The 22,343-nt window shown below is 69.0% G+C and carries 25 protein-coding genes and 1 pseudogene; 16 read left to right on the top strand and 10 right to left on the bottom strand.

What is annotated here, in order from left to right:
- The first annotated feature begins 64 nt into the window (after window positions 1–64).
- From SZ55_RS06155 to SZ55_RS06170, 4 genes are all read left to right on the top strand, one after another.
- Window positions 65–1,180 carry an efflux RND transporter periplasmic adaptor subunit gene (locus SZ55_RS06155; RefSeq protein ID WP_044402934.1) on the top strand — a complete coding sequence of 372 codons (1,116 nt, stop codon included), beginning with the start codon at window positions 65–67 and terminating at the stop codon, window positions 1,178–1,180.
- A complete protein-coding gene (locus SZ55_RS06160; RefSeq protein ID WP_044402937.1) occupies window positions 1,177–4,266 on the top strand; it encodes an efflux RND transporter permease subunit in 3,090 nt (1,029 codons plus the stop codon). Before SZ55_RS06155 ends, SZ55_RS06160 begins: the two co-directional genes overlap by 4 nt.
- 41 nt (window positions 4,267–4,307) lie before the next feature.
- On the top strand, window positions 4,308–5,114 hold the full coding sequence (locus SZ55_RS06165) for an oxidoreductase (RefSeq protein ID WP_044402940.1): 807 nt from the start codon (window positions 4,308–4,310) through the stop codon (window positions 5,112–5,114).
- Between the two features lie 80 nt (window positions 5,115–5,194).
- Complete coding sequence (locus SZ55_RS06170) at window positions 5,195–5,740, top strand: PaaI family thioesterase (RefSeq protein WP_044402943.1); 546 nt, start codon at window positions 5,195–5,197, stop codon at window positions 5,738–5,740.
- Window positions 5,741–5,802: 62 nt separating this feature from the next.
- On the opposite strand, the gene SZ55_RS06175 is transcribed toward SZ55_RS06170, so the two are convergent.
- Both SZ55_RS06175 and SZ55_RS06180 read right to left on the bottom strand, forming a co-directional pair.
- A complete protein-coding gene (locus SZ55_RS06175; RefSeq protein ID WP_044402945.1) occupies window positions 5,803–6,105 on the bottom strand; it encodes a hypothetical protein in 303 nt (100 codons plus the stop codon).
- Window positions 6,106–6,242: 137 nt separating this feature from the next.
- Window positions 6,243–6,389: pseudogene (locus SZ55_RS06180) on the bottom strand (general stress protein); the annotation flags it as partial.
- 262 nt (window positions 6,390–6,651) lie between these two features.
- Between SZ55_RS06180 and SZ55_RS06185 the strand changes: the two are divergent.
- Both SZ55_RS06185 and SZ55_RS06190 read left to right on the top strand, forming a co-directional pair.
- A complete protein-coding gene (locus tag SZ55_RS06185) occupies window positions 6,652–7,161 on the top strand; it encodes a ferritin-like domain-containing protein (protein ID WP_044402951.1) in 510 nt (169 codons plus the stop codon).
- A gap of 40 nt (window positions 7,162–7,201) precedes the next feature.
- Complete coding sequence (locus tag SZ55_RS06190) at window positions 7,202–7,549, top strand: YgaP family membrane protein (protein ID WP_044402953.1); 348 nt, start codon at window positions 7,202–7,204, stop codon at window positions 7,547–7,549.
- A gap of 35 nt (window positions 7,550–7,584) precedes the next feature.
- Here SZ55_RS06190 and SZ55_RS06195 read toward each other — a convergent pair whose 3' ends face one another.
- Window positions 7,585–8,751 (bottom strand): zinc-dependent alcohol dehydrogenase, encoded by a 1,167-nt coding sequence (locus SZ55_RS06195; protein WP_044402956.1) that lies wholly within the window; start codon window positions 8,749–8,751, stop codon window positions 7,585–7,587.
- A gap of 406 nt (window positions 8,752–9,157) precedes the next feature.
- Here SZ55_RS06195 and SZ55_RS06200 point away from each other — a divergent pair, with 406 nt between their 5' ends.
- Window positions 9,158–9,427: a hypothetical protein gene (locus tag SZ55_RS06200; RefSeq protein WP_044402958.1), complete on the top strand. Its 270-nt coding sequence runs from the start codon at window positions 9,158–9,160 to the stop codon at window positions 9,425–9,427.
- 53 nt (window positions 9,428–9,480) lie between these two features.
- Here the strand turns inward: SZ55_RS06200 and SZ55_RS06205 are convergent, their stop codons facing one another.
- From SZ55_RS06205 to SZ55_RS06220, 4 genes are all read right to left on the bottom strand, one after another.
- Window positions 9,481–9,849, bottom strand: coding sequence for a general stress protein (locus tag SZ55_RS06205; RefSeq protein WP_044402961.1), 369 nt, complete (start codon window positions 9,847–9,849; stop codon window positions 9,481–9,483).
- Between the two features lie 201 nt (window positions 9,850–10,050).
- Window positions 10,051–10,551, bottom strand: coding sequence for a YciE/YciF ferroxidase family protein (locus SZ55_RS06210; protein WP_044402964.1), 501 nt, complete (start codon window positions 10,549–10,551; stop codon window positions 10,051–10,053).
- Window positions 10,552–10,656: 105 nt separating this feature from the next.
- Entirely contained in the window at window positions 10,657–11,100 is a 444-nt protein-coding gene (locus tag SZ55_RS06215; protein ID WP_044402967.1) for a DUF421 domain-containing protein, read from the bottom strand.
- Window positions 11,101–11,110: 10 nt separating this feature from the next.
- The gene (locus tag SZ55_RS06220; RefSeq protein WP_044402970.1) at window positions 11,111–11,626 is read right to left on the bottom strand and encodes a hypothetical protein; all 516 of its coding nucleotides are present in this window, start codon (window positions 11,624–11,626) and stop codon (window positions 11,111–11,113) included.
- 149 nt (window positions 11,627–11,775) lie between these two features.
- On the opposite strand from SZ55_RS06220, the gene SZ55_RS06225 reads away from it, so the two are divergent.
- Complete coding sequence (locus tag SZ55_RS06225; RefSeq protein WP_044402973.1) at window positions 11,776–12,606, top strand: MBL fold metallo-hydrolase; 831 nt, start codon at window positions 11,776–11,778, stop codon at window positions 12,604–12,606.
- A gap of 24 nt (window positions 12,607–12,630) precedes the next feature.
- Here the strand turns inward: SZ55_RS06225 and SZ55_RS06230 are convergent, their stop codons facing one another.
- Together SZ55_RS06230 and SZ55_RS06235 are read right to left on the bottom strand one after the other, a co-directional pair.
- Window positions 12,631–12,855: a PLD nuclease N-terminal domain-containing protein gene (locus tag SZ55_RS06230; protein ID WP_044402976.1), complete on the bottom strand. Its 225-nt coding sequence runs from the start codon at window positions 12,853–12,855 to the stop codon at window positions 12,631–12,633.
- Between the two features lie 79 nt (window positions 12,856–12,934).
- Complete coding sequence (locus tag SZ55_RS06235) at window positions 12,935–13,789, bottom strand: SDR family oxidoreductase (protein ID WP_044402979.1); 855 nt, start codon at window positions 13,787–13,789, stop codon at window positions 12,935–12,937.
- 177 nt (window positions 13,790–13,966) lie between these two features.
- Here SZ55_RS06235 and SZ55_RS06240 point away from each other — a divergent pair, with 177 nt between their 5' ends.
- The 3 genes from SZ55_RS06240 (at window position 13,967) to SZ55_RS28255 (ending at window position 15,049) form a co-directional block, all read left to right on the top strand.
- The gene (locus tag SZ55_RS06240; RefSeq protein WP_044402982.1) at window positions 13,967–14,482 is read left to right on the top strand and encodes a DUF4142 domain-containing protein; all 516 of its coding nucleotides are present in this window, start codon (window positions 13,967–13,969) and stop codon (window positions 14,480–14,482) included.
- A gap of 61 nt (window positions 14,483–14,543) precedes the next feature.
- Window positions 14,544–14,876 carry a four-helix bundle copper-binding protein gene (locus tag SZ55_RS06245; RefSeq protein WP_044402985.1) on the top strand — a complete coding sequence of 111 codons (333 nt, stop codon included), beginning with the start codon at window positions 14,544–14,546 and terminating at the stop codon, window positions 14,874–14,876.
- Between the two features lie 23 nt (window positions 14,877–14,899).
- Entirely contained in the window at window positions 14,900–15,049 is a 150-nt protein-coding gene (locus SZ55_RS28255) for a hypothetical protein (protein WP_160298834.1), read from the top strand.
- Window positions 15,050–15,058: 9 nt separating this feature from the next.
- On the opposite strand, the gene ku is transcribed toward SZ55_RS28255, so the two are convergent.
- Window positions 15,059–15,958 carry a non-homologous end joining protein Ku gene (gene ku / locus SZ55_RS06250; protein ID WP_044402988.1) on the bottom strand — a complete coding sequence of 300 codons (900 nt, stop codon included), beginning with the start codon at window positions 15,956–15,958 and terminating at the stop codon, window positions 15,059–15,061.
- A 154-nt stretch (window positions 15,959–16,112) separates the two neighbouring features.
- Here ku and SZ55_RS06255 point away from each other — a divergent pair, with 154 nt between their 5' ends.
- The 5 genes from SZ55_RS06255 to ligD all read left to right on the top strand — a co-directional run bounded on the left by SZ55_RS06255 (window position 16,113) and on the right by ligD (window position 22,341).
- Window positions 16,113–16,541 carry a hypothetical protein gene (locus SZ55_RS06255; RefSeq protein ID WP_044402990.1) on the top strand — a complete coding sequence of 143 codons (429 nt, stop codon included), beginning with the start codon at window positions 16,113–16,115 and terminating at the stop codon, window positions 16,539–16,541.
- 1 nt (window position 16,542) lies between these two features.
- On the top strand, window positions 16,543–17,640 hold the full coding sequence (locus tag SZ55_RS06260) for a DUF3182 family protein (protein WP_044402992.1): 1,098 nt from the start codon (window positions 16,543–16,545) through the stop codon (window positions 17,638–17,640).
- A complete protein-coding gene (locus SZ55_RS06265) occupies window positions 17,627–18,397 on the top strand; it encodes an alpha/beta hydrolase family protein (RefSeq protein WP_044402994.1) in 771 nt (256 codons plus the stop codon). Before SZ55_RS06260 ends, SZ55_RS06265 begins: the two co-directional genes overlap by 14 nt.
- Window positions 18,398–18,458: 61 nt before the next feature.
- Complete coding sequence (locus tag SZ55_RS06270; protein ID WP_044402997.1) at window positions 18,459–19,790, top strand: cation:proton antiporter; 1,332 nt, start codon at window positions 18,459–18,461, stop codon at window positions 19,788–19,790.
- A gap of 64 nt (window positions 19,791–19,854) precedes the next feature.
- A complete protein-coding gene (ligD, locus tag SZ55_RS06275) occupies window positions 19,855–22,341 on the top strand; it encodes a DNA ligase D (protein WP_044402999.1) in 2,487 nt (828 codons plus the stop codon).
- Window positions 22,342–22,343: the final 2 nt, after the last annotated feature.

Genomic DNA, 22,343 nt, shown 5'->3' on the forward strand with positions numbered 1-22,343 from the left:
CCATTGACTAATTTGGTCACAAGAATCAAAGTGAGGCTCCCTATGACTTCGCAATGGGTGCCTCATGCTTCGGCACAGCTTTTCTTCCCTCCTCCTGGTCGGTGTCGTGCCAATGGCGCTGGTCGCCTGCGGCGAGCCGCCGGCACACGATCCGCGTACTGAAGCGCCGCTGGTCCGCACCGCCTACCCCCAGTCGGCGGACGCGGCGACACGCGCCTTCACCGGTATCGTCGCCGCCCGGGTACAGAGCGACCTGGGCTTCCGCGTCTCCGGCAAGGTACTGGAGCGCCTGGTCGACACCGGCCAGGCCGTGAAACGCGGCCAGGTGCTGCTGCGCCTCGACCCGGCCGACCTGAAGCTGGCAGCCAACGCCCAGCGTGAAGTCGTTACCGCTGCCCAGGCGCGGGCCAGGCAGGCGCGCGAGGATGAGGCCCGCTACCGCAAGCTGCGAGGAACCGGTGCCGTCTCGGCATCGGCCTACGACCAGTACAAGGCCGCCGCGGACACCGCCCTGGCGCAGCTCAGTGCAGCGCAGGCGCAGGCCGAGGTGGCACGCAACGCCACCCGCTACGCCGAACTGACAGCAGACGCCGATGGCATCGTCATGGAGACGGTCGCCGAGCCCGGCCAGGTGGTGAATGCCGGCCAGGTGGTGGTCCGTGTCGCCCATGCCGGCCCCCGGGAGGCGGTGGTGCAGCTACCGGAAACCTTGCGCCCGGCGGTGGGTTCCACTGCCCAGGCATCGCTGTTCGGGAAAGGCGATCTCCGCGTCGCGACCCGCCTGCGCCAGCTCTCCGACGTGGCGGATCGTCTGACGCGCACCTTCGAAGCGCGCTACGTGCTGGAGGGCGAACTGGCCAATGCCCCGCTGGGGACCACCATCACCGTGCAGGTGGCGGATGGGCAGCCCGGCGCGGCCGGCGAACAGCAGATTCCTGTCGGCGCCTTGTACGACGCCGGCAACGGCCCTGGCGTGTGGGTCATCCAGGGTGAGCCGGCGCGTGTGGCCTGGCGTCCGGTCGCAGTCCACCACCTGGGCGCCGAGCAGGTGCGCATCGCTGGGAGCCTGCAGCCGGGCGAGCCGATCGTTGCCCTGGGCGCCCATCTGCTGCACGAGGGGCAGCCGGTCCGCACGGCAGACGCCCATGCCGTCGCCGCCGTCGAGGAAGTGCGTCCATGAGCGAGGGCCGCTTCAACCTCTCCGCGCTGGCCGTGCGCGAGCGCGCCGTCACGCTGTTCATGGTCTGCCTGATCTCCCTGGCCGGGATCGTGGCCTTCTTCAAGCTCGGGCGGGCGGAAGACCCGGCCTTCACCGTCAAGGTGATGACCATCGTCACCGCCTGGCCCGGCGCCACCGCCCAGGAGATGCAGGACCAGGTCGCCGAGAAGCTGGAAAAACGCCTCCAGGAGCTGCGCTGGTACGACCGTAGCGAGACCTACACCCGCCCCGGTCTGGCGTTCACCACGCTCACGCTGCTGGACACGACGCCGCCAGCGGAGGTGCCGGAGGCGTTCTACCAGGCCCGCAAGAAGATCAGCGACGAAGCCAAGCTGCTGCCGGCGGGGGTGATCGGTCCGCTGGTCAACGACGAGTACTCCGACGTGACCTTCGCCCTCTATGCCCTCAAGGCCAGGGGCGAGCCGCAGCGCCTGCTGGTGCGTGACGCCGAGACCCTGCGTCAGCGGTTGCTGCACGTGCCCGGTGTGAAGAAGGTCAACATCATCGGCGAGCAGGCCGAGCGCATCTACGTCGAGTTCTCCCATGAACGCCTGGCCACCCTTGGCATCGGCCCGCAGGAGGTGTTCGCTGCGCTGAACGGCCAGAATGCGCTGACCCCGGCAGGCTCCGTGGAGACCCGGGGGCCGGAAGTGTTCCTGCGCCTCGACGGCGCCTTCAATGAGTTGCAGAAGATCCGCGACACTCCGGTGATCGCCCAGGGGCGCACCCTCAAGCTGTCCGACGTGGCCACGGTCCGGCGCGGCTATGAAGACCCGGCCACCTTCCTCATCCGCAACGGTGGCGAACCGGCCCTGCTGCTGGGCATCGTCATGCGCGAAGGCTGGAACGGCCTCGACCTGGGCAAGGCACTGAACGACGAAGTGGGCGCCATCAATGCCCAGCTGCCCCTGGGCATGAGCCTGAGCAAGGTCACCGACCAGGCCGTCAACATCAGCGCCTCGGTCGACGAGTTCATGATCAAGTTCTTCGTCGCCCTGCTGGTGGTGATGCTGGTGAGTTTCCTCAGCATGGGCTGGCGCGTGGGCGTGGTGGTGGCGGTCGCCGTACCGCTGACGCTGGCCCTGGTGTTCGTGGTGATGGCCGCCACCGGCAAGAACTTCGACCGCATCACCCTGGGCTCGCTGATCCTCGCCCTGGGCCTGCTGGTGGACGACGCCATCATCGCCATCGAGATGATGGTGGTGAAGATGGAGGAAGGCTACAGCCGCATCCAGGCCTCGGCCTATGCCTGGAGCCACACTGCCGCGCCGATGCTTTCCGGCACCCTGGTCACCGCCGTCGGCTTCATGCCCAACGGTTTTGCCCGCTCCACCGCCGGCGAGTACACCAGCAACATGTTCTGGATCGTGGGGATCGCACTGGTCGCCTCCTGGCTGGTGGCCGTGGTCTTCACGCCCTACTTCGGCGTCAAGCTCCTGCCGGACTTCAAGAAGGTCGAAGGCGGCCACGAAGCCCTCTATGACACCCCTCGCTACAACCGTTTCCGCACGCTGCTCGGGCGCGTCATCGCCGGCAAGTGGCTGGTTGCCGGCTCGGTGGTGGGGCTGTTCGTGATCGCGATCCTCGGCATGGCGCTGGTGAAGAAGCAGTTCTTCCCCATCTCCGACCGCCCGGAAGTGCTGGTGGAGGTGCAGATGCCCTACGGCACCGCCATCGCCCAGACCAGCGCCGCCACGGAGAAGGTCGAGGCCTGGCTGGCCCAGCAGAAGGAGGCGCGCATCGTCACCGCCTATGTCGGCCAGGGCGCCCCGCGCTTCTTCATGGCCATGGGCCCGGAGCTGCCTGACCCGTCCTTCGCCAAGATCGTGATCCGTACCGACAACCAGGACGAACGCGAGGCGCTCAAGCACCGGCTGCGCCAGGCGATAGCCGAGGGTCTGGCCAGCGAGGCACGGGTCCGCGTCACCCAGCTGGTGTTCGGCCCCTACTCCCCCTTCCCGGTGGCCTACAGGGTCAGCGGCCCGGAGCCGGACACCCTGCGGCGGATCGCCGGCGAGGTGCAGGCAGTGATGGACGCCAGCCCGCTGATGCGCACCGTCAACAGCGACTGGGGAACCCGGGTGCCGACCCTGCATTTCACCCTGCAACAGGACCGCCTGCAGGCCGTGGGGCTCACCTCCAGCGCGGTCGCCCAGCAACTGCAGTTCCTGCTCAGCGGTGTGCCCGTGACCGCCGTGCGCGAGGACATCCGCACCGTGCAGGTCATGGCCCGCGCCGCCGGGGACATCCGCCTCGACCCGGCCCGGATGCTGGACTTCACCCTGGCCGGGGTCAACGGGCAGCGCATTCCACTGTCGCAGGTGGGCGAGGTGCAGGTGCGCATGGAGGAACCGATCATGCGCTGGCGCGACCGCGTGCCCACCCTCACCGTGCGCGGCGACATCGCCGAAGGGCTGCAGCCACCGGATGTCTCGACCGCCATCAGCAAGCAGCTGCAACCCATCATCGACAGGCTGCCCAGCGGCTACCGCATCGAACAGGCGGGCTCCATCGAGGAGTCGGGCAAGGCCAGCAAGGCCATGCTGCCGCTGTTCCCGATCATGCTGGCGGCCACCCTGGTCATCATCATCCTGCAGGTGCGCTCGATCTCGGCGATGGTGATGGTGTTCCTCACCAGCCCCCTGGGCCTGATCGGCGTGGTGCCCACGTTGCTGCTGTTCCACCAGCCGTTCGGCATCAATGCGCTGGTGGGGTTGATCGCCCTGTCGGGCATCCTCATGCGCAACACGCTCATCCTCATCGGGCAGATCCGCCATAACCAGGACGCGGGCCTGGAGCCCTTCCAGGCCGTGGTGGAGGCCACCGTGCAACGGGCCCGCCCGGTGATCCTCACCGCGCTGGCGGCGATCCTCGCGTTCATCCCCCTGACCCATTCGGTGTTCTGGGGAACGCTCGCCTACACCCTCATCGGCGGCACCCTCGCCGGTACCGTGCTGACCCTGGTGTTCCTGCCGGCCATGTACGCCATCTGGTTCGGCATCCGACCCATTCCCAACCAGGCAACCGCGGAGGTGCAGCCCGCATGAGCCCTGCCCCCGCTGCCTTCAAGCCACCAAGAGGAACCACCATGTCGAACCCTGTCGTCGTTCTTGTCACCGGCGTGTCGTCGGGTATCGGGCGCACCACGGCCGAACGGCTGGCGCAACGCGGGTGCCGCGTGTTCGGCAGCGTGCGCCGCATCGCCAGCGCCCAGCCGATAGCCGGCGTGGAGCTGGTGGAACTGGATGTCCGCGACGAGGCCTCGGTCAACCTCGGGGTCCAGCAGGTCATCGCCCAGGCCGGGCGCATCGATGTGCTGATCAACAACGCCGGCGTGACCCTGCTCGGCGCCACCGAGGAAACGTCGATTGCCGAGGCCCAGGCCCTGCTGGATACCAATGTCCTCAGCATCCTGCGGACCACCCGCGCCGCCCTGCCCCACATGCGTGAACAGGGCGGCGGCCGCATCGTCAATGTCAGCTCGGTGCTGGGCTTCCTGCCGGCGCCCTACATGGCGCTCTACTCGGCCTCCAAGCATGCCGTGGAGGGCCTGTCCGAGACGCTGGACCACGAGGTGCGCCAGTTCGGCATTCGTGTCGCCCTGGTCGAGCCCTCGTTCACCCGCACCCAGCTGGACCTCAATGCACCCCGGGCCGCCCTCGCCCTGCCTGCCTACGAACGCGAGCGTGGCCTCGTGTCCCGCAGCATCGAAACGAGCGTACGCAAGGCACCGCTGCCCGACAGCGTCGCCGCCACCCTGGTCGAGGCCGCACTGGGGCCCTGGAAGATGCGCCACACCCCTCGGGGCGAGGCCTCGTTGCTGCGCACGCTTCGCCGCTTCATGCCCGCCGGGGCGGTGGAGAAAGGCCTGAGGAAGACTTTCGGGCTCGCCTAGGCCGAGCCTGTTCCACAATGAACCCACCCTTGAAACCACCCAACGCACGCCGCCCGGTCCCCGGCGGCAACGGAGGCCACATGGATACACACCCCACAACAGTCAACTGGGCCAGCCAGCAGGCAGAGGCGCTGCAGCGGATGCGCGAAGGCGGCGGCCAGCCGGGCCTTGCCCGACCTGAGCAGCTGGCGGGCAAGAGCGGTCGGCAGATCCTGGAAGGGATGATGTCCGGCGAACTGCCCTACCCGCCGATGAACGACACCATGAACATGACGCTGCTGGAGGTGGGCGACGGGCGTGCGGTGTTCCAGGGCACTCCCCTGGCTGGGCACTACAACCCTCTCGGCACCGTCCACGGCGGCTGGTTCGCCACCCTGCTGGACTCCGCCCTCGGGTGCGCCGTGCAGACCTCGCTTCCAGCCGGGCGCTCCTACACCACCGCCGAGCTGAGCCTCAACATCGTGCGCTCGGCCTCCCACCGGACCGGCCCATTAAGGGCTGTCGGCACGCTGATACACGGTGGGCGCCAGGTCGCTACGGCCGAAGCCCGCATCGAGGACGAATCCGGCAAGCTCTACGCCCACGCCACGACCACCTGCTTCGTGTTCGACCTGCCTCCCCAGTGATGGCCGAACGACCGGCCCGATGCCCGCGTGCCGGTCATGGCAACCCCGAACGAGCCCGCCGCTCAGGCCGGTTCGTCTTCAGGCTCCGGCGGCACCGGCTCGATGCGCCACGGGGCCTGGGCATCGTCCCGCGTCGCCTGCCAGCCGGGCTCGAGCCCGGCGAGTTCGGCAATGGAGGGATCCAGGTCGAGCACATGGCCAAGGCCGACGATGCACAGGTCTTCCAGGGCCTCGCTCTCGTTGTCGAGGAACTGCCAGCCGTGGTCGTCCTCGTCATGGACGACGTGAAGGATGGGCTTGCGTTTGTCGATCACGCTTTTCGAAACGATGGTCGCGCCGTTCGGCGGTTGGTCGAAGGGCCACATGGGGAGCCTGCCAGCAGAGTGGGAGCGCTGCAGTATGCCTGCCCCGCCACGACCGCACGAGGCGCGCCATCACGAATTCCCCGACGTTCTTCCAGGCAAGAAAAAGCCCGCCGAAGCGGGCTTTTCCCTTTTCGCCATCAGCGTCCGCCGCCGTGGCTGTTCTGGCCACCCTTGCGGCCGGCCTCGGAGGCCTTCTCGCGGTCATTGGCGAAGTTGCCACCGCTGTTATGGCCGCCCTTGCGGCCGGCTTCGGAAGCTTTCTCGCGGTCGTTGGCGAAGTTGCCGGGGTTCTTGTTGGTGGTCATGTCTTCATCCTCTCTTGGCAGGCCGACGTTGGCCTCACAGAAGGTACGAACAGCCCCCTCGCGGATCGTTCTGAACGAATCGCGCTTCGCCGCGCTTGCTGCCCGACGAGCGGTCCCCGCTGATGGAGCGCTGATATCAACCACCCCGCATCACCGGGCCCGTGGTCAGGAACCTTGAACCCGTCCCGGCACCTCCGCTCCATACCTTCGTCATCCCGACATCAAGACGGAGACCACCCCGATGGAAAAGACCCGATCCCACCTGCTGGACTGGCTGCGTGATGCGCACGCCATGGAGCAACAGGCCGAGCAGATGCTCAAGGCTCAGTCCTCGCGGCTGGAGCACTACCCCGACCTCAAGGCCCGCATCGACCAGCACCTGGAGGAAACCCTGGGCCAGCAGAAGCTCCTGGAAGAAGCCCTGGCTCGCCTGGACAGCAGCCCGTCCACCCTCAAGGACATCGGCGGCAAGCTCATGGCCTTCGGCCAGGCCGTGGGCGGCATGACCGCCACCGACGAGGTGATCAAGGGCGCGATGGCCGGCTACGTGTTCGAGAACATGGAGATCGCCTCCTACACCGTGCTCATCGCTGCCGCCCAGGCCGCCGGTGACGTCGAGACCCAGCGTGCCTGCGAACGCATCCTGCCCCAGGAGGTGGCCATGGCCGACTGGCTGAGGGAGCACCTGCCGAGCCTCACCGAGGCCTTCCTGGCCCGCTCCGAAGCCCCCGAAACCCCGGCCAAGCGCTGAGCCCGGCTCGCCAACGGCCCACGACACGAGGAGACACGACATGAACCACGAGTACCAGAACGTCCACGGCATCGAACGCGCCCTGTCCCTGGGCACCGGGCTGGTGGCCCTGTGCACCGGCATCCACCGTGGCGGCACCGCCGGCACCCTCAAGGCCCTCACCGGCGCGCTGCTGCTGTGGCGCGGCACCACCGGCCACTGCGCCATGAAGGGCATGGTCACCGACCTGGAAGGCGAGCTGGAGTACCTGCGCCAGCGCATCGCCCGCCTGCGCGAGGCCCTGCCCAAGGTGGACAACGCCCAGGGCAAGGCACGCACGCCGACCGAGGCCAAGGTCGACAACGCCATCGAGGAAACCTTCCCCGCCAGCGACCCGATCTCGCCCTGACCTGCGAGGGCGCCCCACCCGGGGCGCCCCTTCGCCTAGGGGCGGAGGATCACCTTGCGACAGCCCTCCTCCTTCTTCTCGAACAGCCGATAGCCCTCCGCCGCCTCTGCCAGCGCCATGCGGTGGCTGATGATCACCTCCGGTTTCAGCGCGCCGGTCTGGATGTACTCCAGCAACGTGGGCAGCGTCGGGTGCACGTGGGTCTGGCCCATGCGGAAGGTCAGCCCCTTGTCGAAGGCGTCGCCGAACAGGAAGCCGTGCATGAAGCCGGCGTACACCCCGGGCACGCTCACCACCCCGCCCCGGCGCACCGCCGCGATGCACTGGCGCAGCGCGTAGCCGCTGCTGATCTCCAGCTTCAGCGTGGTCAGAATCGTTTCCGTGGTACTGCCCTTGGCCTCGAAGCCCACGGCATCGATCACCGCATCCACCCCCCTGAACCCGGGTGTGTTCTCGATGATGGCCGCCGCCGGGTCGTCGATCCGCTCGAAATCGATGGGGATCACGCCGTAGGTCTGGCGCGCGTACTCCAGGCGGTACGGGTGGTGATCGACCATGAAGATCAGCTCCGCCCCCAGCATCCGCGCGCAGGCGGCGCTCATCAGCCCCACCGGCCCGGCGCCGAAGATCGCCAGGCTGCTGCCGGGGCCGATGCCGGCGTTGACCACCGCCTGGTAGCCGGTGGGCAGGATGTCGCTGAGGAACAGCACCTGCTCGTCGTCCAGTTCGTCCGGCACCTTGAATGGCCCCACGTTGGCGTGGGGCACCCGCACCAGCTCGGCCTGGCCGCCTGGCACGCCCCCGTAGAGGTGGCTGTAGCCGAACAGCGCCGCGCCCGGCGGAATCTGCTTCTTGTTGAGGATGGCGCCGCGACCGGTGTTGGTGGTCTCGCAGGCCGCGTGCAGGTTCAGCTGGCAAAAGAAGCAGCCACCGCAGGCGATCACGAAGGGCACCACCACCCGGTCGCCCGTGCGCACGGCCGTTACCGCCGGGCCCGTCTCCTCGACGATACCCATGAACTCGTGGCCGAAGATGTCGCCGTGCTTCACCTGGGGGATCTTGCCCCGGTAGAGGTGCAGGTCCGAACCGCAGATGGCGGTGGCGGTGACCCGCAGGATGATGTCGTCGGGCTGCTCGATCACGGGATCGGGCACTCGCTCGACGCGAACGTCGTGGCTGCCGTGGTAGGTCAAGGCCTGCATGGGGATTCTCCTGGTTGGGGGCTACCCCTGTCGGAAAACCCGCCCGGGCGACTGTTCAGGGAATCGGGATGAACGGTCGGAAGTGCCCGGAGAGAGACCGCCCGGGTCGCCTGCGTCCCGCATGGGGCGCGGCTTTCCGACCGATGGTGTTTCGATACAGGAGTTGTACGGCGAAGGGCCATTGATAGCTAAATGCAACCCTTGGCGTCGGCAAATCTCTACAGCGCTTCGCCTGTGCCTTGCTGCGAGCCTTTCCCACCGATGACAAGGCCCTGCGCCATCATTTACAGCGCGTGTTCAGCCCCTAGTCTAGGAAGTCCGCACAGTGACTTTTTTGCTCGGAGGCTTCCCTTCCGTTGTTCTTCCGTCGCTGCACATTCGCCACCACCCTGAACCAGGGGGTCCCATGTTCCTTAGCGAAATCAGTCGACTCTTCGAACTCAACATGCCCGGCTACAGCTGCAAGGCGATCCGCCAGGACGATGGCTCGCTGTCCTGTCAGTTCACCGACCGCAACAGCCAGGCCACCATTACCATCACGGGGTTGACCACCGCCGAGGTGTGCACGCCTGAGGCCGTGGCCGACGTGAGCAAGAGCTTGCTGGAAGAAATTGCCTGCGCCACCGGTGACGTCCATTCCCTGCTCCCCCCGCTGGCCTCGCCCCAGCGCTGGTAGCTTCCGTCCCGAGGCATGCGGGAGCCCGCCGGGCGGCGGGCTCCCAGGGAGGGTTACTCCCGGTCCTTGCCGCCGTGGCTGTTCTGGCCACCCTTGCGGCCCGCCTCGGAGGCTTTCTCGCGGTCATTGGCGAAGTTGCCACCGCTGTTCTGGCCACCCTTGCGCCCCGCTTCGGCAGCGCGTTCCGGGTCGTTGGCGAAATTGCCGCCGCTGTTCTGGCCGCCCTTGCGCCCGGCTTCGGCAGCACGCTCGGGATCGTTGGCGAAGTTGCCACCACTCACCTGGCCACCCTTGCGCCCGGCTTCGGCAGCGCGTTCCGGATCATTGGCGAAGTTGCCGCCGCTGTTGTGGCCACCCTTGCGCCCCGCTTCGGAGGCTTTTTCACGGTCGTTGGCAAAGTTGCCCGGGTTATCGTTCGACATGATGAATCTCCTGTGACAGGCAGGCCGGAATTGGCCTTGCAGAGGTTCTGAAACGGGCCGAAAGGAAGTGTTCGATCTTTTTAGGCTTCGCTAAGTCTTTGAATGACAAGCGGTTATCGATGATTTCCGGGTGATATCAAGGCTCGCTACGACACCTGTACAACCCCGCTGCCGGCAGCAGCGGGGTTGTACAGGCAGGCCTCAGCGGGACTCCATGGTGGCGGCCTGGTTGCCACCCTCCTCGGCGATCTTGCTGAGCTTCTCGTCGGTGCTCTTCTCCTCCGCCAGGGTGTCCTTCAGCGGCCCGATGGCCTCCTTCAGCCCCAGGTGCTTGGCCATGGCGATCAGCGTGCCGTAGCTGGCGATCTCGTAGTGCTCCACCTTCTGCGCGGCACCGATCAGGCCGGCATCCAGCACCGGGCCCTTGTCGATCTCGTCGATGAGCTCCTTGCCCTCTTCCACCAGGCCTTCCATCGCGATGCACTTCACGCGCTTGAGCTTCAGCCCCAAGGCGTCCACCACCTGGTCGATACGCTCGATCTGGCCCTGGGTTTCCTCCAGGTGCGCCTGGAAGGCCTCGACGAGGATCGGGTTGCTGGCCGCACGGGCCATCTTCGGCAGGGCGCGGGTCAGTTGCTTCTCCGCGCTGTAGACGTCGGACAGTTCGTGGATGAACAGGTCTTGAACGGTTTTACGGGCCATGGGTTGCCTCCAGATGGTTTCGAGTCATGGGTCCGGGCCTCTCCAGAGGCCTCGGGAAAGTCGACTCGGGGGGTGGCAACCCGTTCCAGTTTTATCCCCGTGCGGTCACTGCGCGGGAATGATGGAGATCTTCCCGTTGCGCTCGACGATGGCGTAGCGGATCTGTTCCAGCCGCTCCAGGCCGTGCTTCTCGCGGGCGGCTTCGAGGATGTCCGCCTCGCGCAGGCGCGCCGCGTCCAACCGGCTCTTCAGGACCGCGCCGTGCTCCACCACGATCACCGGCGAGCCCTCCAGCCAGAGGTCGAGGCGCGGCCAGCGCCACTGCAGGCGGGTAAGCACCAGGTCGATGCTGATCAGCGTGACGATCACCAGCACCGCATTGGTGACCGAGAAATCGTCCCCCAGCAGCGCCTGCTGGGTGGCCTCGCCGATGATCAGCAGCAGCACGAAGTCGAAGATCGTGATCTCCGACAGGGAACGGCGGCCGGAGAACTTGAAGATCACCAGCAGGGCGAAGTAGATGGCGGCAGCGCGGAATACGGCATCCATGGCGGGCTCCTCAGGGGTAGATGAACTGGCTGACCGGCACCTGCCGGTCACCCACGCGGACCTGGCTGCGGAACAGCCCCACGCCGTCGGCGCGCAGGGACAGGAACAGCCGCACCCGCCCCTGCTCGTCCGCCGTCACGTCCAGGGCCAGGCCGTTGCCCCCGGCGGTGCGGCTTGCCGCCGGCTGCGGCTGCTGGCCTTCCAGGGTGGAGCCCTCCAGCAGCTCGCCGAGCAGTTCCACCCGGGCCTTGGGGCCCACTCCATGCACGTCCACCACCAGGGTGGAGGTGGCCCCGTTGCGCAGGAAACGTTGCCAGGTCACCTGCAAGCGCCCGTCCTCGGAGGCCGCCTCGGCATGGCTCAGCGGGCCCTTGGCGAACAGCCCGGCCACCGTGAGCGCCACCAGCGCCCCCAGTATCCAGATGCCCACCCGCTCCAGCGCCCACTGGCGCCGCTGCACGTGGAGGTTCTCCTGCACCGGGTAGTGGCGCTCCTGTTCATCGGACGGATCGAGGCGGGGCAGCATGACGGCGCTCCTGGGTGATGGGCCTTGCTTCACAGACCCCGTGCCGTGCCGCCCGGTTCGAGTGATCGACGGCACCGCCCGGTCAGGAAACCGGAACCTCCGCCGCCGGCCCCTGCCAACCGCAGACACCCAGGCAACCGGAGACCACCATGCATATCCATCACCTCGACTGCGGCTGCATGTGCCCCCTGGGCGGGGCCCTCTACGACGGGTTCAGCACCGGCCTGCGTGCGCACCTGGTGTGCCACTGCCTGCTGCTGGAGACCGCCCACGACGGCCTGGTACTGGTGGACACCGGCTTCGGCCTGCGCGACATGCGCCAGCGCGGCGCCCGGCTCAGCGCGTTCTTCCGCCGGCTCAACAACATCCGCTACGACACCAGCCTCACCGCCGTGGCCCAGGTCCGCCGGCTCGGCTACCAGCCCGACGACGTGCGCCACATCGTCCTCACCCACCTGGACTTCGACCACGCCGGCGGCCTGGAGGACTTCCCCCGGGCCACCGTGCACCTGATGGAGCGCGAGCTGAAGAGCGCCGAGGCCAGCACCGGTTTCTTCGGCCGCCGGCGCTTCGTGCCCGAACAGTGGAAGCGCGTGAAGCGCTGGCAGATCTACCGCGAGCAGGGCGAGCAGTGGAACGGCTTCAATGCCGTGCGGACCCTGCGCGGGCTGGAAAGCGAGCCCCTGTGCCTGCTGCCGCTGGCCGGGCACACCCTGGGCCATGCCGGGGTTGCGGTGCAGGGGCCCAACGGCTGGCTGCTGCACGCCGGCGACGCCTACTTCCACCGCGCCGAGGTGCGCCACGCCCAGCGGCATTGCCCGCCAGGCCTGCGCTTCTACCAGTGGATGATGGACACCGACGGCAGCGCCCGGCGGCGCAACCAGCAGCGCCTGCGCCACCTCTCCCTCAGCCGCCCGGACATCGAGCTGTTCTGCAGCCACGACGCCCTGGAGCTGAAGCGCCTGAAGCAACCGGCCTGACCCTCGGGCCAGGCCGGCACGGCACTACTTGCTGTGCTCCGGGGACGACGGGCCGCGGCCCAGGCCCCGGGGCCCGGCGATGCCCCAGTAGACCAGCCCGAGCACCGGGAACAACGAGATGCCCAGCGCCCACAGCGCCTTGGTTTCAACCGACTTGCTGCTGCGGAAGACGCTGATGATCGCCCACAGGTCGAGCAGGACCAGGATGCCGGCGACGGCGATCCAGAAGTACGTGACGGGATCGGACATGGGATGACCCTCCTCTGCTGAGTCCTGGTGTTTCGGGTCGCACGGGGCGGCCCGGGTTCAGACTTTCCGCCCCGGCGGCCTAGCCGTTGACCACCGTCCCGCCGTTCACGTGCAGCACCTGGCCGCTGACGTAGGAGGCATCCTCGCTGGCCAGATACACGTAGGCCGGCGCCACCTCGGCCGGCTGCCCGGGGCGTCCCATGGGGGTGTCGGCGCCGAAGCGCGCCACCTGCTCGGCGGTGAAGGTGGAGGGGATCAGCGGCGTCCAGATCGGCCCCGGCGCCACCCCGTTCACGCGGATGCCCCGGCTCGCCAGGTTCAGCGCCAGGGAGCGGGTGAAGGCGGTGATCGCCCCCTTGGTGGAGGAGTAGTCCAGCAGCGACGGGTTGCCCTTGTAGGCCGTGATGGAGGTGGTGTTGATGATGCTCGCCCCCTGCCCCATGTGCGGCAGCGCCGCCTTGGTGAGCTGGAACATGCCGAGGATGTTGGTGCGGAAGGTGCGCTCCCAGGTGGCTTCCTCCAGGGCCTCCAGGCCCTCGCAGGGATGCTGCTCGCCGGCGTTGTTCACCAGCACGTCGAGGCGCCCCCAGGTGTCCAGCACGTCCGCCACCACCTGCCGGCAGAACTCGCCATCGGCCACGTCGCCGGCCCGGGTGATGACCTGGCCGCCCTGGCGCGCCACCGCCTCGGCAGTCTCGCGGGCGTCGTCCTCCTCGTCGAGGTAGACCAGCGCCACCTGGGCGCCCTCGGCAGCGAAATGCACCGCCACGGCGCGGCCGATGCCGCTGTCGCCACCGGTTATCAGTGCCACCTTGCCGGCCAGCTTGCCGGCGGCCTTGTAGCGTTCGGAGAAGTACTCCGGCAGCGGGTGCATGGCGCCCTCGCGGCCGGGCTGTTTGTCCTGGTGCTGGGGGGGAAGGGTCTGCTCGCTCATGGGGTTCTCCCTGTGGCCTGTGGTTGCTTCCGGCGGTCGCCGGGCGTTCACAGGGTGGGAAACCCCTCCCCGGCTTAGGTTCGACCTGTCTGGACGAACCGCCCGGGACATTCCCTTGAACTTGTCCGCGCCTGCCCGCTTCTACCGACCGTCATCACCCACCACGGAGACACCGCCATGACCCATCCCCTGAGACACCTGATGTTCGCCCTGCTCGCTGCCTTCGTCGCCTTCGGCGGCACCGCCCGCGCCGCCAACACCGTCGACCCGCAGGACTTCGTCGACCGCGCCTCCGAGTCCGGCATCGCCGAGGTGGAGGCCGGCAAGCTCGCCGAGAAGAAGGCCCAGCACCCGGAGGTCAAGGCCTTCGCCGAGATGATGGTCAAGGACCACACCGCCGCGAATGCCGAACTCAAGCAACTGGCCGCCACGCTGAAGCTGAAGACCGCCGATGACGCCAGCCTGATGGAGCAGGCCAAGGCCAAGCTGCTGGAGATGCGTGACGACTCCTTCGACAAGGCCTACGCCGAGAACCAGGTCAAGGCCCACCAGGAAGCCGTCGAGCTGTACCGCCAGGCCGCCCAGTCCGACCAGGCCCAGCTGCGCGACTTCGCCCAGAAGATCCTGCCCAAGCTGCAGGCCCACCTTGAGAAGGCCGAGAGCCTGGCCAAGGAGCTGGACGCCAAGCGCTGATTGCAGACCCCGGGCGCCCGTGCGGTTGCGACGGGCGCCACTCGCGCAAGAGGACCCCGCCATGAACGACCCCTACCGCTTCCAGACCTGCATCTCCGCCTGCAACGCCTGCGCCGCCGCCTGTGAAACCTGCGCCTCGGCCTGCCTCAGCGAGGAACATGCCCAGCAGATGACCCGCTGCATCCAGCTCTGCCGGGACTGCGCCGACCTCTGCCACCTGTGCGCCACGCTGATGATCCGTGGCAGCGAGTTCGCCCCTGGCCTGTGCCAGGTGTGCCACGCCGCCTGCACCGCCTGCGCCGAGGAGTGCCAGCAGCACAACAGCCAGCACTGCCAGGAGTGCGCCCAGGCCTGCCAGCGCTGCGCCGACGAGTGCGAACGCATGGCCGCCTGAAGCCCACCTGCAAGGAGTTCCCCATGAGTGCCCAGCAACCGCATGCCCCGAGCACCGAAGAACCGATCCTCGACGACCCCGGCAACGAAGACCCGGGCTCCCAGCTCGACCGTGGCGACCCGCCGGTCAAACCGACGCCGCGCCAGGCCCCGCCCGAGGACGCGCCGCGTTGAGCCGCGCCCTCAGGCCTTGCGCCGGCGCGGCCGGATGGCGTCGTCCTTCGCCGCCTTGGCCGGGGCACGCTTGCGCGGTGCCTTGGCCGGCGCGGCCTTCTCGGTCTTTTCCGGCTTCGCCCCCTTGCCGCCCAGGCTGCGTCGCAGCAGCTCGGTGAGGTCGATGATGTCCGCGCCCTGGGGCGCCTCCTCGTCCGGCCGCTCGACCCGCTCCACGTGGCCCTCCTGGGCCTTCTGTTCCACCAGGTCCATCACCTTCTCGGTGAAGGTGTCGCGGTAGTCGTCCGGCTGCCAGTCCTGGGTCATGTCCTCGATCAGCCGCTTGGCCATCGCCAGCTCGCCCTTGGCCAGGGTCGGCTCGGTCACCTCGCTGCCCAGGTCGAGGATGCCCAGGCCCTTCACATCCGCCGGCCAGCGCAGCGTCACCAATACCAGCGCCGACTCCTGGGGCATCACCGCCGCCAGGTACTGGCGGGTGCGCAACACCACCTCCGCCAGGGCCACCTTGCCGCTGGCCACCAGGGACTCGCGCAGCAGCGCATAGACCTTGCCACTGCGCCGGTCGGGGCTCAGGTAGTAGGGCGTGTCGATGTTCTGCAACGGGATCTGCCCGGCATCCACGAAGGCGAAGATGTCGATGGTCCGCGTCGCACGCGGGTGCGCCTGCTGGATCTCCTCCTCGCTCAGCACCACGTACTCGCCGGGGGCGTGCTCCACCCCCTTGACGATGTGCTCGCGGGGCACCTCCTTGCCGGTGACCTTGTTCACCCGGCGGTAGCCCACCGGCTCCATGGAGCGGTCGTCCAGCCAGTCGAAATCCACCCCGCCGGAGCTGCTGGCGGACACCAGGTCCACCGGGATGTGCACCAGCCCGAAGCTGATCGCCCCTTTCCAGATCGCGCGTGCCATGGGCTTCTCCTTCGTCATGCCGTCTTTCGATGACCGGCCCGCACGGCAGAAAGTTTCCCCTGGCGCAGGCGCCCGTGCCGCCCATCAAACACCCTGAACTCCCGGCGCGTACCGCTGCTCACAACCCAGGTACGGACGCCAAGGAGACACCGCCATGCGCCGCCTTCCCCTGCTCCTGCTGCTCGGCTGCCTGCCCGCCGGGCTCGCCCTCGCCGAGGGCTGCCACGTCAACAGCCGCACCTCCAGCGCAGCGGTCACCGGCATCGAGACCGAGAGCTGCTACGAATTCGTCGGCATGCCGGCAGAGGCGCTGGACTGGTCCTGCAGCAACGAGAGCAAGGACATGACCAGCACCCGCAAGCAGCGGGTCGCCCAGTGCCCCGGCGGCGAGCAGGCCCGCTGCGACGCCCCGCTGGACCAGGAGAGCCTGGCCAACCCACGTGCCAGTGCCCGTAGGCCGGACACGGCACGCCCGGCGGTGCCGAACGATGCCCGCGTGCTCACCCGCTACTACCAGATGACCGACCTCGGCCAGGTGCGCACCGATTGCGAGAAGAGCGGCGGCCGCTGGCAGGAGCAATGACATGGCCTGCCCTGCCGACGTGCGCCTGCTGCGCAGTGGTACCCCCCTGGCCGAGCACGAAGCCTGCGTGCACCGTCTGCTCGGCGGACGCCTGGCGCGCCTGCTGGGCTGCCCCTTCGACCCCGCGCCCATCACCCAGGTCGAGGAGCCCGGGCGGCACTACCTGCTGCCCGACGACACCCTGGTGGGCCCGACCCAGCGTCACGGTCTGAGCCACATCGGGCAGCTCTTCGGCGGCTGGGTCGCCGAGCCCTTCATGGCTACCAAGGCCATCGGCCATCCCCTCGCGGGCCCTGGCGCTCAGGCGCCACGGGGCTGGTCCGACGCCTTCGCCGAACAGGCCGGGGATGCCGTGCTGGAGGGCTTCAGCGTGTTCAGCCCGGAGGACGCCCGGCGCGCCGGGCAGCGCCTGCTGGAACGCGGCCCGCTGCGGGCCAAACCGGTGCGCGCCAAGGCCGGTCGCGGCCAGCAGGTGATCCGCCAGCTGGCGGAACTGGACGCCCTGGTGGCGCAGCTGCCGACCGATGAACTGGCCACCTGGGGCCTGGTGCTGGAAGAGCAACTGGAGGACGTGGCGACCTACAGCGTCGGTCAGGTGGAGGTGAACGGCCTGCTGGCCAGCTACCACGGCGTGCAGCACCTGACCCGTGACGGCGCCGGCGAGCCGGTCTACGGCGGCTCCGACCTGTACCTGGTGCGCGGCGGCTACGACGCGCTGCTGGCCGAGCCGCTGCCGGCCTCGATACGCCTGGCGGTGCAACAGGCCCGGCGCTACGAAGAGGCCGCCCTGCACAGCTACCCCGACCTGCTCGCCTCGCGCCGCAACTATGACGTGGCGCGCGGGCGCAATGCCACCGGCCAGTGGCGCTCCGGGGTGCTGGAGCAATCCTGGCGGGTGGGCGGAGCCAGTGCGGCGGAGGTCTTCGCCCTGGAACTGTTCGACGCGGAGCCGGCGTGCCGGCGGGTCCACGCCCGCACCCGGGAAACCTATGGCGAGCCCCGAGTGCCGGCCGACGCCTGGGTGCTTTCCGACGGCGAGGTGCCCGGGCTGGGGCGCCTGTGCAAATACGTGGAGGTAATCGCTGATGACCGCCCATAGCCAGGCCCTGGAAATCATCGTCGAGGGCCAGCCCCTGTGCGGCACCCTGCTCTCCCCCGAAGCCCGTGTGCCGGGCATCCTCTTCGTCCACGGCTGGGGCGGCAGCCAGCAACGCGACCTGGCGCGGGCCAAGGGCATCGCCGGGCTCGGCTGCGTGTGCCTGACCTTCGACCTGCGCGGCCACGAGCGCACCGCCGAGGCCAAGGCCAGCGTCACCCGTGAACAGAACCTGGCCGACATCCTCGCGGCCTATGACCGGCTGGCGGCACACCCGGCGGTCAACCCCGAGGCCATCGCGGTGATCGGCAGCAGCTACGGCGGCTACCTCGCCACCTTCCTCACCACCCGGCGCCCGGTGAAGTGGCTGGCCCTGCGGGTGCCGGCCCTGTACTGGGACGAGGAATGGGACCGCCCCAAGCAGTCCCTCGACGTGGCCCGCCTGGCGCGCTACCGGCGCCAGCCCTGGAACCCCGATGAAAACCTCGCGCTGAAGGCCTGCGCCGCCTTCACCGGCGACGTGCTGCTGGTGGAGTCGGAGCACGACAGCTACGTCCCGCACATGACGCTGATGAGCTACCGCGCTGCCTTCGAGCAGGCCCACTCCCTCACCCATCGCATCCTCGATGGCGCCGACCACGCCCTCAGCGAGGACCATCACCAGCAGGCCTACACGCGCATCCTCACCAACTGGATCAGCGAGATGGTCATCGGCGCCCGGGTCGGCGCCTACCCCCATCACTCTTCCCGCTACTCCTGAGCATGGTCGGCACCGCCTGCGTCTCACGAAAGCCACGATCCGCCCTTGCGGAGACTCCAGGGTGAGCTTCCAGCAGTGGCTGCTGGTCCTGGGCGGCCTGCTGCTGATCCTCGGGCTGGCCTCTGCCTACGTGCGCCTGCTGCCGATCACCACCTCGGCCCTGTACCTGGGCTTCGGGCTGCTGATCGGTCCCCTGGGACTCGGCCTCTGGCAGCAGGACCTGCCCCAGGTTCGCACCTGGCTCGGGCACCTGGTGGAGGTGGCCGTGCTGGTGTCGCTGTTCCTCGCCGGGTTGCGCCTGCGCCTGCCGTTGAATGCCCGCCAGTGGCGCCCGGCCTGGCTGCTGGCCGGGCCGGTGCTGGTGGCCACCGTACTGGTGTTCGCAACGCTGTTGCAGGCGCTGCTGGGCCTGGACTTCGGCTTCTGCCTGCTGCTGGCGGCGATCCTCTCGCCCACTGACCCGGTGCTGGCCAACCTGATCCAGGTGAACCACGCCAGCGACACCGATCCGATGCGCTTCGCCCTCACCGGCGAGGCCGGGCTGAACGACGGCATCGCCTTCCCCTTCGTGATGCTGGGCCTGTTGTTCCTCCAGGGCTCCGGCCTGCCCGGGCAGGCCACCTGGCTGCACTGGCTGGCCAACGACGTGCTCTGGGCGGTGCCGGTGGGGCTGCTGGTGGGGTTCGGCTTCGGCCGCGCGGTGGGGCGCGGAGTGATCCGCCTGCGCGCCCGCCACACCGAGACCGCCGTGTCGCCGAACGATTTCATCGCCCTGGCGGTGATCGCCCTGTCCTACGTGCTGGCCGAGGCGTTGGGCGGCTGGGGCTTTCTCAGCACCTTCGCCGCCGGGCTCGGCATGCGCCACGCCGAGGCCCGCGCCAGCGGCCCGGTGCCGGCCGAGGAGTCGGCGCGCCAGGGCGAGCTGCGCGAGGACAGCCACACCCAGGCGCTGATCGAGTTCGGCGAGGACCCGGCGCGCCACCCGCAGATCGCCGCCAGCGCGTTGATGGTGGACATCCAGGCCTTCGGCAACCTGCTCGAACGCATCCTCGAAGTGCTGCTGGTGACGGTGCTCGGTGCCCTGCTCGCCCAGCACTGGCGCTGGGAAGCGGTGCCGGTGGCGTTGCTGCTGTTCGTCGGCGTGCGCCCGCTGATGGTGGCGCTGCTGCTGGGTCGCCACGGCATTCCCCGGTCCCAGCGGTACCTGGTGGGCTGGTTCGGCATACGCGGCATCGGCAGCCTGTACTACCTGTGCTTCGCCCTGGCCCATGCGCCCCGGGCGCTGGACCAGGACCGCCTCGGCGACCTGGTGCTGAGCGTGGTGGCGCTGAGCATCCTGCTCCACGGGTTGTCGATCCAGCCGCTGCTCAAGCGCTTCCACCCCGATCCCTGACCGCTCGCGAAGCGACCTGAACCTTCCGCCCCGCCGGCCACTCCCCTGCACAGGAGGACCTGCCATGAGCGACGCCCTGAACGACTACGCCCGCAAGCGCGATTTCGACGCCACCCCCGAGCCCGGCACCTCCGCGCGCCGGCGCGGCAAGAAGGCGGCCGGGCACGCCCTGCGCTACTGCATCCAGAAGCACGATGCGACGCGCCTGCACTACGACTTCCGCCTGGAGCTGGAGGGCACCCTGAAGAGCTGGGCGGTGCCCAAGGGCCCGAGCCTGGACCCGGCCGCCCGGCGCCTGGCCATCCACGTGGAGGATCACCCGCTGGACTACGCCGACTTCGAAGGCCACATCCCCGAGGGTCACTACGGCGCGGGCGATGTGATCGTCTGGGACCGGGGCGTGTGGATTCCCCAGGGCGACCCGGTGGCCGGCTACCGTGCCGGGCGCCTGCGCTTCGAGCTGCAGGGCGAGAAGCTCGCCGGCCAGTGGAACCTGGTGCGCACCCAGCTGCCGGGCAAGCAGGAGCAATGGTTCCTGATCAAGCACCGGGACGCGGCGGCCCACCCCGAGAGCGAGCTGAGCATCACCGAATCACGCCCGGACAGCGTGCTCAGCGAGCGCCGCCTGGTGCCCCGCGAGGCCAGGACCCAGGCCCCGCGCACCCGGCGCAAGGCGGCCAAGCCCAAGGCCGCCGCCCTGCCCGCGCAGCTCAAGCCGCAGCTGGCCACCCTGGTGGACCGTCCACCGGCCGGGGACTGGCACTACGAGGTGAAGTTCGACGGCTACCGCCTGCTGGCCCGCCTCGATCACGGCCAGGTGCAGCTGTTCACCCGCAACGGCCATGACTGGACCGCCCGCCTGCCGGCCCAGGCCCGGGCCCTGTCACGCCTGCCGGTGGACGAGGCCTGGCTGGACGGCGAAGTGGTGGTGATGGATGAGGACGGCCAGCCCGACTTCCAGGCCCTGCAGAACGCCTTCGAGGTGGGCCGCAGCGAGGCGGCGCTGTACTACCTCTTCGACCTGCTGCACCTCAACGGCAGGGACCTGCGCGAGACCCCGCTGGAGCAGCGCCGGGAAGCCCTGGCGCAGCTGCTGGAACCGCTCGACGACGACGGACTGCTGCGCTATTCCCAGTCCTTCACGGAACCTGCCGAGGCGGTGCTCGACAGCGCCTGCCGGCTGGGCCTGGAGGGCCTGATCGGCAAGCGCGCCGGCAGCCTCTACGCGGGCCGACGCAGCAGCGACTGGATCAAGCTCAAGTGCAAGCGGCGGCAGGAATTCGTCATCGTCGGCTACACCGAGCCCAAGGGCAGCCGCTCGCATTTCGGCGCCCTGCTGCTGGCGCTGCACGATGCCCACGGCGAACTGCGCTACGCCGGCAAGGTGGGCACCGGCTTCGACCAGGCCGTGCTCGCCCGCGTGCATGCCCGGCTCAAGACCCTGGAGACGCGCCAGCCGGCCTGCACCCAGCCGCCGCGCGGGGCCGAGGCGCGCGGCGTGCACTGGCTGCGTCCGGAGGCGCTGGCGGAAGTGGCCTTCGCCGAGATGACCCGTGAAGGCATCGTGCGCCAGGCGGTGTTCAAGGGCCTGCGGGAGGACAAGCCGGCCCGCGCCATCACCCGCGACGAGCCCGTCGCCGCCCAGCGCCTGCAGGGCGAGGAGACGGCCAATTCGGCGGCCGTGCGCATCACCCATCCGCAGCGGGTGATCGACCCGGCCAGCGGCCTGACCAAGGGCGATGTGGCCCGGTACTACGAAACCATCGCCCCCTGGCTGCTGCCGCACCTGGCCCAGCGCCCGGTGGCGCTGCTGCGGGTGCCGGAAGGCATCGAGGGCGAGCAGTTCTTCCAGAAGAACCCGGGCAGCCTGGGCACGCAGGCCATCGGCGTGCTGGACAAGGCCCGCGCCGGCCAGCCGGGCCTGCTGCTGGACAGCCCCGAGGCGCTGCTCGGTGCCGTGCAGATGGGCACCCTGGAGCTGCACACCTGGAATGCCACCACCGCCGACCTGGCGCACCCCGACCGCTTCGTGCTGGACCTCGACCCGGACCCGGCCTTGCCCTGGAAGACCATGCTGGAGGCCACCGAGCTGACCCTGGCGGTGCTCGACGAACTGGGCCTGCGGGCCTTCCTCAAGACCAGCGGCGGCAAGGGCGTGCACCTGATCGTGCCCCTGGCTCCGAAGCACGACTGGGACACGGTGAAAGCCTTCAGCCAGGGCATCACCCAGCACATGGCGCGCAACCTGCCCCAGCGCTTCGCGGCCAAGTCCGGCCCGCGCAACCGGGTCGGGCGCATCTTCATCGACTACCTGCGCAATGGCGCCGGCGCCACCACCGTCTGCGCCTACTCCCTGCGGGCGCGGGAGGGGCTGCCGGTCTCGGTGCCGGTGAGCTTCGAGGAGCTGGCGACGCTCAGGAATGCCCAGGCCTGGTCCCTGCGCACCCTGCACAAGCGCCTGGACGACCTGGGCGAAGACCCCTGGCAGGACCTGCCCGGTACCCGCCAGCGCCTGACCGTGGCGATGCGCCGCAAGCTGGGCCTGGCGTAGCC

Origin of the sequence: Pseudomonas sp. FeS53a (assembly GCF_000931385.1) — a bacterium.
Lineage (GTDB): Bacteria > Pseudomonadota > Gammaproteobacteria > Pseudomonadales > Pseudomonadaceae > Metapseudomonas > Metapseudomonas otitidis.